This is a genomic window from Nonomuraea sp. NPDC049695 (assembly GCF_040674955.1).
GTDB lineage: Bacteria > Actinomycetota > Actinomycetes > Streptosporangiales > Streptosporangiaceae > Nonomuraea > Nonomuraea helvata.
Genome location: NZ_JBFANV010000019.1, coordinates 101,819 through 114,842, shown reverse-complemented (window position 1 = coordinate 114,842; position 13,024 = coordinate 101,819). Strand labels below are relative to the sequence as shown.

The window sequence follows — 13,024 nt, the reverse complement described above, 5'->3', positions numbered from 1 at the left end:
AGGAGTGATTTTTCATGGAATATCGGCAGTTGGGGGCGTCGGGGCTGAAGGTGCCGGCGTTGAGCTTCGGCGCCGGCACCTTCGCCGGGAAGGGCGAGCTCTTCGGCGCCTGGGGCGACACCGACGTGGCGCAGGCCCGGCGGCTGGTGGACATCTCCCTGGACGCGGGGGTCACGATGTTCGACACGGCTGACGTCTACTCCGACGGCGCCTCGGAGGAGGTGCTGGGCCAGGCGCTCAAAGGCCGGCGGGACCGGGCCCTCATCTCCACCAAGGCGGGCCTGCCCACAGGCGACGGCCCCGGCGACGCGGGCACCTCCCGGCCCCGGCTGATCAAGGCGGTCGACGACGCGCTGCGCCGCCTCGAAACCGACCGCATCGACCTCTTCCAGCTGCACGCCTTCGACGCCGCGACCCCGGTGGAGGAGGTGCTGTCCACGCTGGACGACCTGGTCAGGGCGGGCAAGCTGCGCTACGTGGGCGTCTCGAACTTCTCCGGCTGGCAGCTCATGAAGTCGCTGGCCGCCGCCGAGCGGCACGGCTACCCGCGTTACGTGGCGCACCAGGTGTACTACTCCCTGGTCGGGCGGGACTATGAGTGGGAGCTGATGCCGCTCGGCCTCGACCAGGGCGTCGGCGCGGTGGTGTGGAGCCCGCTCGGCTGGGGCCGCCTCACCGGACGTGTCCGCCGTGGCCAGCCCATCCCCGCGGGCAGCCGCCTGCACAAGACGGCCGCCTTCGGGCCGCCGGTGGCGGACGAACGCCTGTACACGGTGGTGGACGCCCTGGACGAGATCGCCGCGGAGACCGGCAGGTCCGTCCCGCAGGTCGCGCTGAACTGGCTGCTCCAGCGCCCCACCGTCTCCTCGGTCATCATGGGCGCCCGCGACGAGTCGCAGCTGCGCGAGAACCTGGGGGCGATCGGCTGGAACCTGACGCCCGACCAAGTGGCCCGGCTGGACACGGCCAGCTCCACCACGGAGCCGTACCCGTACTACCCGTACCGGCGGCAGGAGGGCTTCGCCCGGCTCAACCCGCCGCTCGTCGGCCGCGTGGAGTTCTGAAAGTTCACGCCCCCTTCGAGATGGGAGACCTGGTGCGTCACCGACCGCGGAACCCGCAGTACCCCACCTACGACCTGTGGGCGTACGTGAACTGAGGCCGGGACGTGAGTGTCGTGCCGTTCCAGACCAGAGCCGGCGGCCCGGGGGGCGACGAGCGCTGCCAGGCCACCTCCACCCCCGTGCCGACCAGCTCGAAGACGTAGGCGTCCGGCCGTCCCGGCACCTCCACGCGGCGCACGTCCTCCGCTCCGGCCAGCCGCGACGACAGCTCCGCGAACGCGTCGGCGCAGGGGTGGCGTACGGACAGGCTGCCGCCCTCGAAGGCCATGAGCTGGAACTTCGAGAAGAGCAACTGCAGGAAGTTGTACGGCTCCGGCTGCTCGGGCGTCTCGGGACCGAGCTGCCAGCACACGGTCAGCCGGATGCCGCAGGACAGGGCCAGCAGGTTCCTGATGAGGAGGTCGTCGGCGTTGAGCCGGTGCCGTCGGGCCTCCAGCTCCTCCGGGCAGCCGGTCATGAACATCTGGAGCGCGGGCGGCAGCTCGGCCATCCGGTCGTAGAGCCGCTTCATCGCCGCGTGCACCGGCTCGGGGGTGAAGGTCCCGTCGAAGAGGTCCTGGACGGTCAGGCGGTGCCACGGCTGGATGCCCCCGGCCTCGAGCACCTCCGTCAGGTGCTCGAACACCTCGGGGAACTGCAGCGGCAACGGCCCGTTGTACTCGCCCACCACGACGGGCTTGTCCCCCACGGCCGCGCGCGCGTCCTCGATCGTGCGGGGGATCAGGTAGGGGTCGCCGTAGAGGTGGACGTCGAAGACGTCGTAGGAGTCCCGGCCCTCGTCGATGACCTGGAGGAAGAACTCCCGCTCGCCGTCGGGCTCGTCCGGGGCGGGAAAGACGCCGAGCGGGCAGCCGCCCAGCACGACCGTGGCGTCCGGGTCGGCGCTCTTGACCGCCTGGTGGAAGCTCTGGAGGTGGGCGACGTAGTCGGTGGCCGTGCCCGCCCAGAACAGCGCGTTGGACGGCTCGTTCTCGCACTGCCAATAGCGCACGCGGCCCCGGCAGTGCTCGACGAGGGCGCGCAGCATGGCCGCGTAGGCCGCCGGGTCGAGGGGCGGCGAGGCGGGCAGCAGGTCGGTGGCGCGGGTGGAGCCCCACGGCGAGGACGCGCCGAGCGTGAACCAGAGCTCGGTGCCGTCGTCGACCTGGTCGAGCACGGCGTCCACCGCGGACCAGTCGTAGCGGCCGGGCTCGGGCTCGAGCTGGGACCAGTAGAAGAACACGCGTACCAGCCCGGCGCCCAGCTCCCTGGCCTGCGGCGCGAAGGTGTCGGGCTTGACGATGAGGCCGTACTGGAGGCCTCGTACCACTCCTAGTCGGATGTCCATGACCCGACGGTCGCCGGACGCCCTGGCAGAACGCTGGCAGCGCCCTGTCAGGGCGTGCGCAGGCGGACCGGGCCGAACAGGCCGGTGCTGCGCTGGCCGGGGAAGACGAAGTGCGTGGGGCTGACCTCGTCCAGGTACGGGGCGAGCGTGCCGAGGACGAGGACCTCGACGGTGTTCTCACCCTCGTCCAGCAGGACGTCGAAGGTGTAGGGCGAGCAGACCCTGATCCCGCAGGGCCGCCCGTTCACCGTCACCTCGGCCGTCCCCCGGACCCTGCCGAGGTCGACCACGCCCGGCCCGGCGGGAGCGGCGATCGTGGTGCGGTAGCGGACGCCGCCGCTGTAGCCGGACAGGCCGCGCTCCTCCCAGTCGCCGAGCCGCATGCGGCCGGGGCCGCAGGTGAAGCGGACGGGGCCGGTCAGCTCCCCGGTGACCTCGAGCTCCGTTCCGCGGATCCGTACGGGACCCGTCGCGTCCGCCTCGATCCCGGTCACGCCGGGCGGCGGGTCGAGCAGGAAGCGCTCGACGGCCGGACGGCCGCCGGGCACGGTGAACGTGGCGGGCAGGGCGGTGGGGAGACCGTCGAGCCAGCCGGCCTCGGGCAGCGGATGTGGCCGGGTACGCAGGTGGAGCGCGGCCGGGTCGCCGTGCTGGCGCCGACGTACGCGCGGGCGCGACGTCCAGCCGGGTCCGGAGACCGCGAGCCCGTCCACGAGCACCCAGCCGCCGGACTCCACGGTGATCGTGTTGTCACCGGGCCGGAGCAGCCGGGTCACGTCGTAGCGGCGCACCCGGGGGATGTCCGCCTCCTCGTACGGGTCGAACCCGCCCTGTCTGCCCGCCTCCTCCCCGTTGACCAGCACCCGGCAGAACGCGGTCGAGGCCACCTGCACCGGCTCGTACGGCGGCTCGCCGACGTGCACGGTGGTCTCCATGGGCCCGCTGATCCACTCGGGGCGGTCCGCGTCCGACGGGTCGGCGACCAGGCAGGCGTAGGCCCGCAGGTCGAGCCGCTCGTCGGGGATCAGTCGCAGCTCCAGCAGGTGTTCGCCGGGCGCGACCGGCGAACGCGAGACCGCGGCGTACCCGGAGTCGTCCAGCGGCAGCTCCTCGCCATCCAGCCACACGGTCTTGGCCGCCCCGGCCCCGACCGCGAGCCAGCCGGTGCCCGGGACGGTGAGCACGCTGCGGAAGCGCGCCTCCTCACCCGCCTCCACCTGCCCGAACGCCACGAACTCGCCCGGCACGTGGCCCTTCGGTCCGAGGGTCTCCCGGTGGACCGGGTCCTTGCGCAGCCCGCGCGAGGGCGACCACACCGAGGGCGTCCACGGCCCGGCTCCCACTCGCTGCTCCCCTCGGGGCGCGAAGGTGGCGTGCGCCGCTTCGCCGTCCGGGGTGCGCAGCGTCCAGCGCTCGACGGTGGCCTGCGTGCCGAAGTCCGCCCACGTGTCGTCGAGCGTCGGCACCAGCTCGACGTCCCACTCGTCACCGAGGTCCACCTCTTGGGGGTACGACGAAGGCGAGGACACCTCGGAGGCGGTCCCGTCGAAGATCAGCAGTGCGGCGGGCCCGTCGTCGAAGGGCACGACCACCTCCACCGCGTCGCCGTCGCGGGTGTGCGGCAGCGCCCGGGTCTCCCCGCTGAAGGGACTCGCCAGCAGCGGCGTCCCGGACACGCCCCGGACCTTGACCCGCATCTCCTTGGCGTAGCGCCCCGGGTCGAAGGAGACGGTGGCGTCCAGCCAGCCCAGCTCGACGCCGCGCTCCTCGGGCCGGCCCACGCCGATCCTGCTGGCCATGGGATGCGTGGCGGTCAGGAACACCAGCGTGGTCTCGCCGATCTCGCGCACCAGGGGCGGCACGGGTGCCTCGACCCGCCGTTCGAGCCCGGCCAGGGCCTCCCCCAGCTGCTCGCTCGTCTCCACGAAAGCGGCCGGCAGCCCTTCAGGCAGCGTGCCGACCGCGACCAGCAGCCCGCCGTCGGCGGCGAACTCCTTCAGCCGGGCGGCCACGTCCTCGTCGAGCACGGTGACGGCGGGCAGCACGATCGCCCGGTACGCCTCGGTGGAGACGGACAGCCGGCCGCCCTTGACGCTCGCCCGCCGTATCGAGTCCTCGTCGATCACGTCGGCGTCGAGGCAGAGCCGGTCGAGCACGCCGGGCACGGTCGCGAACCAGGCCATGTCGCCCACGATCTCGCGGTAGACCTCCTGGGACCGCGCGGCCTCGGGAGAGACCGCGTCCAGGGAGGTGCCAGCCTGCGACGTCGCGGAGGGCAGGACAACCGCGACGTCGCAGGCGTGGCGGCCCAGGGAGAGCGCCGCGCACAGGCGGGTGACCGCGTCGGCGAAGACGCGGTGGTGCCGCCAGTACGGCTGGCGCCAGTCGGTCGAAGGGGGCGCCCACTCCCACCAGCCGCGCCTGGTCGTGTAGTAGACGGCGTGCGGGTTGTAGAGGTTGGCGCCGGCCCGCAGCCAGGGCAGCAGCCAGTCGAAGGTCTCCTCGAGCGTGCCGCCCCAGCCGCTGGAGTGGAACGCCTCGATCCAGGTGCGCGGCCTGCCGTACAGGTGGGCGAGCGAGGAGTGCAGGCGCGCGTCGCCGTGGTGGTCGGAGCCGGGCGCGCTGAACCAGCGGTGGGTACGCGCGTAGTCGCCGTACAGCCGCACCCCGTCCACGGGATGCCCGGCGCGGGCCGGGTCCTGCTGGTCGCAGCCGTTGAGCAGGCCGTGGCGTTCGTGCCAGGCGGCCAGCGGCCGGAAGAACGCCTCCTCGGCCAGTTCGGCGCGGGTGAGCTGGTAGGCGTGCCAGTCCGGCTCGTCGAGCGAGAAGGGCCTGCCGCGCCGGGCCGCGTACTCCTCGGCGAACGTGGCGGACCAGGTGGGCAGGGTGGGCAGTTCGTCCTGGAACGACCCCGCGATCACCTTGCCGAACCAGTGGCCGACCCGGCGCTCGAACTCCCCGTGCACCCGGTCGAGCAGCACCGCGCAGGCGTCGCGGGACAGGTAGTCGAAGCCGCGCGTCGAGACGGACCCGTCGGCGGCCAGCCACTGACCGGCGAACTCCGGATGTTCCTGGACGAGCCGGGCCTGCAGGTCGGCGCCGGAGAAGCCGAGCTGGTCGTAGAACCACAGGTACGCGCCCAGCTCGAAGGCGTCGGCGCAGACCCCGTCCAGCAGCTCCCACCACGCCTCGGACAGGAACGGCGGGTCGTCGGCGTCGGAGCCGAACAGCGGCCCCGACGGCGCCAGGTTGAGGATGACGAGGTTGCGCACTCCCCCGGTGACCAGGCGCTCCATCTGCCAGCGCAGCCGGTCGCGGCGGAGCGGCTCGCCGCTCCACCACCAGATGGCCGCCGGGGAGAACTCCCGCGGCGGGTGGCGCAGCACCTCGAAGACGGTCATCCCTTGAGCCCGCTCGCGAAGCCCTTGATGACATAGCGCTGCAGCGCCAGGAAGACCAGCACGATCGGCAGGGCCCCCAGCACGAGCCCGGCGAAGACCAGGCCGTGGTCGGAGACGTACTGGCCGACGAAGGCGAAGACGCTGACCGGGACCGTCTCGAACCCGGAGCCGCCCAGGTAGAGCAGCGGGGTGAAGAAGTCGTTCCAGATGAAGACGGCGTTGAGGATGAGCACGGTGCCGGTGATGGGCCGCAGCAGCGGGAAGATCACCCGGGTGAAGGCGGTCAGGTGCGAGGCGCCGTCGATCTGGGCGGCGCTGGCGTAGTCGCGGGGCAGCGCGCGGATGAAGCCGGTGTAGAGGAAGACCGTGAAGGGCAGCTGGATGCCGGTGTAGAAGAGGATCATCCCGGCATGCGTGCCGATCAGCCCCAGGTCGGTCACCAGCTCGTAGAGCGGGATCATGCCGAGCTGGAACGGCAGCACGATGCCCAGCAGGAAGAGGATGTAGAGGCCGTACCCGAGCCGGGTCTGCACGCGGGCCAGGAAGTAGGCGGCGAACGAGCCGAGCGCGATGAGCGCGAGCAGGCTGACGACGGTGATCACCGTGCTGTTCACCAGCGAGGGGCCGAGCGCGGCGGCCGTCCACGCCTTGCCGAAGTTGGCCAGCGTGGGCGGGTTCGGCAGCGCCAGCGGCGTCTGGGAGATCTGCGCCGGGTCCTTCAGCGACAGGGAGACCAGCGTGTAGACGGGGAACAGGAACGCCACCGCCACCGCGATCATCACGATCTCCAGCAGGAACGTCCTTCTCATGCGGTCACCTCGCGGTTGCGCAGGTAGTAGACCTGGATGAGGGAGACGGCCGCCACGAACAGCGCCAGCACCAGCGCGATGGCGGTGCTGTAGCCGAACTTGCCGAACACGAACGCCTGCTTGTACAGCACTGTGGACAGGGTCTCCGTGGCGTAGCCGGGGCCGCCGTTCGTGGCGGCGAAGATCTGGTCGAAGAGCTTGAGCCCGCCGATCGTGGAGAGCATGAGGTTGATCGTCACAGCCGGGGCGAGCAGCGGCCAGGTGACGTAGCGGAAGCGCTGGAACGTGCCCGCTCCGTCGATCATCGCCGCCTCGTGCAGCTCCTTGGGCACGCCCTCCAGTCCGGCCAGGAAGATGACCATGGAGTAGCCGGCGTACTGCCAGACGACCATGCCGGCGATCGACCAGAGCGCGACCGACGGGTCGCCCAGCCAGTCCACCTGCAGGCCGAGCAGCCCGTTGAGGCCGGCTGACGGGTCGGGGTTGTAGACGTACTTCCACAGGAACGCCACCATGACCGGGCTGACGACCACGGGCGCGAAGAAGATCACCCGCAGCAGCGCCCGGCTCTTCAGCTTGGCGTTGACGCCCAGGGCCAGCAGCAGGCCGACGCCGTTCTGCACGGCCACGATGGCCACGGTGAGCAGCAGCGTGTTGCCGATCGAGCCCATGGCCTGCTCGTCGTGCAGGAGCGTGCCGAAGTTGGCCAGCCCGACGAAGGACATGTCCTGGCCGATGCCGCTCCAGTCCGTGAAGGCGTACACCACGCCGGCCGCGGCCGGGTAGAGCACGACCAGCGCGTAGACGACGAGGGCGGGCGCGGCGAACAGCCAGGACGGGGAGGCGGCGCTGAAGCGCCGCCTCCGCCGCGAGACCGCCGACCGGCGCCGCATGGTCAGGGAAGTCACTTCTTGTATGCCTCGTCCATCTTCTTCAGTGCCTCGTCGATGCTCGACTTGCCGGCCAGCAGCTCCTGGATCACCGCGAAGTGCACGGGCTGCACCTCGGCGTTGGGCCAGCGCTGGTCCATGAACGGCACCGCCCGGTCCTTGGTGAACGGCAGGAACGACTCCACGGCCGGGTCGATGGTGGACGAGGCGTCCTGGGTGAGCGGGATGGCGGCGATGGCCTTGGCCCAGGCGTTGATGTTCTCCTGCTTGCCGAGGAAGTCGATGAACGCCTTGGCCTGCTCGACGTTCTTGCTCTTGGCGTTCGCGCCGAGCCCGACGACCACGCCCGCCGGGATCCACACCTGGTTGGCGTCGTCGGCCCCGGGCACCGGGAACATCGACAGGTCGTCGGGCGAGGAGGCCGCCTTGCGGAAGTCGGGCAGCACGGCCGACACCTGGATCGCCATGCCGGCCTTGCCGGTGGCCACCATCGAGATCTGCTGCTCGAACGTGGTGCCGTTCGGCTTGTCGTTGAAGAAGCCGCGCTTCTGCAGCTCCAGGTACATCTCCATGGCCTGCCGCCAGCCCGACTGGGCGAACGTGGTCTGCCCGGCGAGCTGCTTGTCGTCGAACGTCGGGTCCTTGGCGTAGACGGTGGAGGGCACCAGCGCGTACGTGATGAGCTGGGTGACCCACGGCGTCTGCGCGCCCAGCGCGATCGGCACGATGCCGGCCTTCTTCAGCTTGTCGCAGACGGCGAGGAACTCCGTCCACGTGGTCGGCGGCGCGTCCACGCCCGCCTTCTGGAAGGCCTTCTTGTTGTAGACGGCGCCGATGACCGACGAGCCGGCGGAGTAGATGTAGGTCTTGCCGTCGAGCTGGAAGGCGGGCTTGAAGCCGGCTGGGATCGTCTGCGTCCACGCCTGGGCGGACAGGTCGGCCAGCAGGCCGGCCTTGGCGATCTGGCTCATGGACATGGCGCTGCCGTTGCCCGGATAGACCACGTGCAGGTCGGGGCCGTTGCCCGCGCCGAGCTGGGTCCGTACGGAGGTCTGCACCTGGTCGGTGGGGGCGTACGAGGCGGTGAGCCGCACGTCCGGCTTGACCTTCTGGTAGGCGGCGATCAGCTCGTCCAGCGGCGCCTTCTGGTCGGCCACGCCCACGGCCTTCAGGTCGACGGCCGCCGCCCCTCCTCCTCCGGTCGTGGCGGTGGTCTCGGGCTTGGTCGAGCAGGCGGTGGCCGCCGCCGCCACCGCGAGGCCCCCCATCATGCGGAAGAACTGGACCCGGCTCATTCGGGCGTCGCGCAGATCGGTCATGTCATGTCTCCTCGCCCGGCGCTGGGGAGCCGATACGAACGTTTTAATGACGGGCCTGTTAAGTTAACAGCCAACATTGTTAAATCTGAGGGATGTCGGGAGGCTACGAGTCGCCCGAGGCGGGTGTCAAGAGTAGGATCCGCAACCGTCGTAACGAGGGTGAGGGCTTTGGTGAAGTCGCGGCAGCACACCTCCGGCAAGTCCGCCCGGTGGCGGGACATGGCCGAGCACATCGTCCGGCGGGGCTCGGCCACGGTGACGGAGCTCGCGGAGAGCTTCGAGGTGAGCGTCATGACCGTGCACCGCGACCTCGACGAGCTCGAGCGCCAGGGCATGGTGCGCAAGGTCCGCGGCGGCGTCACCGCCCAGGCCTCCAACGTCTGGGAGAGCAACATCGCCTACCGGCTCCAGGCGCACACCCCGGAGAAGGACGCGATCGCCAGGGTGGTGGCCGGGCTGATCGAGCCGGGCAGCTCCGTCATGCTCGACGACTCCACCACGGCGCTGGCCGTGGCCCGCCACCTGGGCGAGCTCGCGCCGCTGACCGTCCTGACCAACTTCCTCGAGGCGATCAGGCTGCTCGCCGGCACGCCCGACATCCGGCTCATCGCGCTCGGCGGCGAGTACCACGCCACCCACGACTCGTTCCTCGGGCTCGGCTGCGTGGACGCGGTCGAGGCGGTCAGCACGGACGTGGTCGTGGTCTCCACCTCGGCGGTCTCCGACGAGTACGCCTTCCATCAGGAGCAGGAGATCGTGCTGGTCAAGCGGGCGATGCTGCGCTCCGGCACGCGGCGGATCCTGGCCGTGGACGGCTCCAAGCTGGCCAGGGTGGCCCTGCACAGGGTCGCGCCGCTCGACGACTTCGACGTCGTCGTGGTCGACTCGGGCGCGCCCGCCGAGATGCTGCAGCGGCTGCGCGACCGGCACCCGCGGGTCGAGGTCGCCGAGTTGTAACAAGATTCTCTGTGATTTGTAACTTAAGCCTTGTTAAGACCTTGCCTGCTTGCTACAAAGTGAGGGCTTTCGCCCGCTTTCGCCCCCCATATGAGGAAGCAGCATGCACACGCGCCGATCATTCCTCGGTCTCAGCGCTTTAGCCCTGGCGTTCAGCACCGACCTCGCCGACCCGTGGACGGCCGGCGCCACGGTCAAGGGCGACTATCCCTTCCAGCTCGGCGTCGCCTCCGGAGACCCGCTGCCCGACCGGGTGATCCTCTGGACCCGGCTGGCGGTCAGGCCGCTCGAGCCGCTGGGCGGGCTGCCGTACAACAAGATCAAGGTCGATTGGGAGATCGCGGAGGACGAGGGCTTCACCCGGCGCGCGGGGCACGGCTCCGTCTGGGCCGCCCCCGAGTACGGCCACTCGGTCCACGTGGACGCCAAGGGCCTGCGGCCCGGCCGCGAGTACTTCTACCGCTTCCGCACCGGCGGCGAGCTCAGCCCGGTGGGCCGCACCAGGACGGCGCCCGCGCCGAGGAGCAGCCCCGAGTCGCTCCGGCTGGCCTTCGCCTCGTGCGCGTCCTGGCAGGACGGCTACTACTCCGCCTACCGCCACCTCGCCGAGGAGCAGCCCGACGTGGTCTTCCACCTCGGGGACTACATCTACGAGTACGGCATCGTGCCCTCGGGCGGTAACCGCAACACGCCGGTGCCCGAGCAGTTCCGGGTGCAGTGCGACACGCTCGACCGCTACCGCGTCCAGTACGGCCTCTACAAGAGCGATCCCGACCTGCAGGCCGCGCACCATGCGGCGCCGTGGATCGTCACCTGGGACGACCATGAGGTGCTCGACAACTGGGCGGGCGCGTACGGCCCCGGCGGCGAGGTGACCGAGCAGGACTACCTGGTGATCCGGGCCAACGCCTTCCGCGCGTACTGGGAGAACATGCCCATCCGGGTGCCCGCCGTGCAGGGGCCCGACGCGCGGATCTACCGCCGCTTCTCCTTCGGGGACCTGGCCGAGTTCAACGTGCTGGACACCCGCCAGTACCGCGACGACCAGGTCTGCGGCGACGGGCAGCAGATCGACTGCGCGGAGCGGCTCGACCCGGCCCGCCAGATGCTCGGGGCCGAGCAGGAGAAGTGGCTGCTCGACGGCCTGGGCGCCTCCCGCGCCAAGTGGAACGTGCTGGCCCAGCAGATCGCCATGATCCAGCTCGACTACGACGCGGGGCCCGCGCAGAAGCTCAGCATGGACCTCTGGGACGGCTACAAGGCCGCCAAGGACCGCGTGCTGAACGGCATGGTCGAGCGGCAGGTCAGCAACCCCGTCGTGCTGACCGGCGACATCCACTACAACCTGGCCGGCGAGCTCAAGGCGAACTTCGACGACCCCTCGTCGCGCACGGTCGGCGTGGAGTTCGTCGGCACCTCGGTCACCAGCGGCGGCAACGGCAACGCGAGCACCGGCCTGCCCGCCGGCGGCACCGACCCGGTCAACCCGCATCTCCGCTTCTCCAGTTACCAGCGCGGCTACGTGTCCTGTGAGGTCACCAGGAGCCAGTGGCGGGCGGACTTCAAGGTGGTCCCGTACGTGGACCGGCCCGGCGCGCCGGTCTCCACCAGGGCCAGCCTCGTGACCCTCGACGGCGTGCCCGGCCTGCACGCGCTCTGACAGGAAGGACCGATCATGCGACTCCTCACCGCCGCGCTGGCCGCCGCCACCGTCCTGACCGCCACGGCCGCGGCCTGGCAGCCCACCGACCCCCCGTCGGTCCCCTCGGTCAAGATCAAGCCGGGGACCTCCAAGGGCACCGGCAGGCTGACCCCGATCGCCGGGTCCGACCGGGTGGTCGCCCCGCTCGGCGTGGACCCGGCCTGCCCTGCCAAGATCGAGATCGGCATGCGCAGCGACGCCAAGGCGCCCTCGTACGCGAACCTGTCCGTGGAGATCGACCAGCCGCTGACCGCCTCCCGCTCGATGCTGACCAGCTACCTGCCGCCCGGCTACGAGCTCGGGGCGAAGCTGCTGATCGCCGTCCCGCCCACCACCTCCGAGGGTTCGTACGCGCTACGGCTCAAGACCCCGAGCCAGACGCTGTCCGTACCGGTGCAGGTGGTGACCCTCGACCAGCTCGACAACGGCGGCAATGTCGCGCTCCGCCGTCCGGTCACCGCCTCGTCCCAGCACACCAACGCCAACTACCCGCCGTGCAGCGTCGCGGACGGCGACGCGGGCTCCAACGGCTGGGCCGGCGGCAACGGCTGGAACGACGCCACGGCCAGGGCCTGGCCCGACACGGTGGCGATCGCGCTCGGCGGCGCCAAGCAGATCTCCCGTGTGGACCTCTACACCCTGCACACCGAGCGCTACCCGGCCTCGATCTTCGGGCTGCGCGACTGGGACGTCCAGGCGGGGCTGAACGGCCAGTGGCAGACGGTGGCGCAGGTCCGCGGCAACACGGCGGGCAACGTCCGCTCCGACTTCACGCCGGTGACGGCGGACGCGGTCCGCATCGTCGCCCTGGCCTCGAACGGCGCCAACGACTACACCCGCATCACGGAGGTGGAGGTCCGCTAAGAGAAAAATCTTCGCCAGAGCGCTGAACCTGTCCATCGGGGGCCTTCCCGTTCGTCGTGAGGGTGTCACGAGAACAACGGAGCGCCCCCGAGTGGGCGCTGGACAGGAAGGCGCGTCATGCCCGATTTCCTCGCAGCCACCTATGCTCTGCGCCCGCGCAACGACTTCGCCCGCTCCGCGCTGCCCAACTCCCCGGTCAGGCAGCGGAAGACCAGGAGACTTCGGCTGCCTTTCGGGAACGTGCTCATCAGGCGTACCGTCGAGCCGGTCAACTAGGAGGAGCCATGCGGTACGTGATGTTCGTCTGCGACAACGACTCCGTCGGGGTGCCCATGGAGGACGCCGACCCCACCGCATGGGTGCGGGAGATGGACGGCCGGGGAGTACGCCTGCAGGGCGCCCGTCTGAGGCCCGGCAGTGATGCCACGACCGTCCGGGTGCGTGGCGATGAGGTGCTGCTGTCCGACGGGCCGTTCGCCGAGACGAAGGAGCAGATCGGCGGTTTCGACCTGATCGAGTGCGACAACCTCGACGAGGCGATCGAGATCGCGTCCAAGCACCCCTCCGCCAGGTTCGGCTGGGTCGAGGTGAGACCGCTGTGGGAGCAGTGAGCCTGGCGGGTGCGGAGAAG

General features: G+C 70.8%; 11 protein-coding genes. 6 read left to right on the top strand and 5 right to left on the bottom strand.

The genetic code is table 11. The features are described from left to right. The first annotated feature begins 14 nt into the window (after window positions 1–14). The gene (locus AB0J64_RS19145; protein WP_364028378.1) at window positions 15–1,064 is read left to right on the top strand and encodes an aldo/keto reductase; all 1,050 of its coding nucleotides are present in this window, start codon (window positions 15–17) and stop codon (window positions 1,062–1,064) included. A gap of 67 nt (window positions 1,065–1,131) precedes the next feature. Here AB0J64_RS19145 and AB0J64_RS19140 read toward each other — a convergent pair whose 3' ends face one another. From AB0J64_RS19140 to AB0J64_RS19120, 5 genes are read right to left on the bottom strand one after another with little or no spacing between them, the layout of a single operon-like run. Next, on the bottom strand, window positions 1,132–2,451 hold the full coding sequence (locus AB0J64_RS19140) for a hypothetical protein (RefSeq protein ID WP_364028376.1): 1,320 nt from the start codon (window positions 2,449–2,451) through the stop codon (window positions 1,132–1,134). Window positions 2,452–2,498: 47 nt separating this feature from the next. After that, complete coding sequence (locus tag AB0J64_RS19135; protein ID WP_364028374.1) at window positions 2,499–5,852, bottom strand: hypothetical protein; 3,354 nt, start codon at window positions 5,850–5,852, stop codon at window positions 2,499–2,501. Beyond that, a complete protein-coding gene (locus AB0J64_RS19130) occupies window positions 5,849–6,661 on the bottom strand; it encodes a carbohydrate ABC transporter permease (protein WP_344984512.1) in 813 nt (270 codons plus the stop codon). The genes AB0J64_RS19135 and AB0J64_RS19130 overlap by 4 nt, the downstream gene beginning before the upstream one ends. Continuing rightward, a complete protein-coding gene (locus AB0J64_RS19125) occupies window positions 6,658–7,569 on the bottom strand; it encodes a sugar ABC transporter permease (protein ID WP_344984516.1) in 912 nt (303 codons plus the stop codon). The genes AB0J64_RS19130 and AB0J64_RS19125 overlap by 4 nt, the downstream gene beginning before the upstream one ends. Then, on the bottom strand, window positions 7,566–8,870 hold the full coding sequence (locus AB0J64_RS19120) for an extracellular solute-binding protein (protein ID WP_364028372.1): 1,305 nt from the start codon (window positions 8,868–8,870) through the stop codon (window positions 7,566–7,568). The genes AB0J64_RS19125 and AB0J64_RS19120 overlap by 4 nt, the downstream gene beginning before the upstream one ends. A 171-nt stretch (window positions 8,871–9,041) precedes the next feature. On the opposite strand from AB0J64_RS19120, the gene AB0J64_RS19115 reads away from it, so the two are divergent. The 5 genes from AB0J64_RS19115 to AB0J64_RS19095 all read left to right on the top strand — a co-directional run bounded on the left by AB0J64_RS19115 (window position 9,042) and on the right by AB0J64_RS19095 (window position 13,004). Continuing rightward, complete coding sequence (locus tag AB0J64_RS19115) at window positions 9,042–9,827, top strand: DeoR/GlpR family DNA-binding transcription regulator (RefSeq protein WP_364028370.1); 786 nt, start codon at window positions 9,042–9,044, stop codon at window positions 9,825–9,827. A gap of 103 nt (window positions 9,828–9,930) precedes the next feature. Then, entirely contained in the window at window positions 9,931–11,487 is a 1,557-nt protein-coding gene (locus AB0J64_RS19110; RefSeq protein ID WP_364028368.1) for an alkaline phosphatase D family protein, read from the top strand. Window positions 11,488–11,502: 15 nt separating this feature from the next. Continuing rightward, the gene (locus AB0J64_RS19105; protein WP_364028366.1) at window positions 11,503–12,393 is read left to right on the top strand and encodes a discoidin domain-containing protein; all 891 of its coding nucleotides are present in this window, start codon (window positions 11,503–11,505) and stop codon (window positions 12,391–12,393) included. Window positions 12,394–12,510: 117 nt separating this feature from the next. Further along, window positions 12,511–12,669 carry a hypothetical protein gene (locus tag AB0J64_RS19100; RefSeq protein ID WP_364028364.1) on the top strand — a complete coding sequence of 53 codons (159 nt, stop codon included), beginning with the start codon at window positions 12,511–12,513 and terminating at the stop codon, window positions 12,667–12,669. 8 nt (window positions 12,670–12,677) lie between these two features. After that, a complete protein-coding gene (locus tag AB0J64_RS19095; RefSeq protein WP_364028362.1) occupies window positions 12,678–13,004 on the top strand; it encodes a YciI family protein in 327 nt (108 codons plus the stop codon). Window positions 13,005–13,024 lie beyond the last annotated feature (20 nt).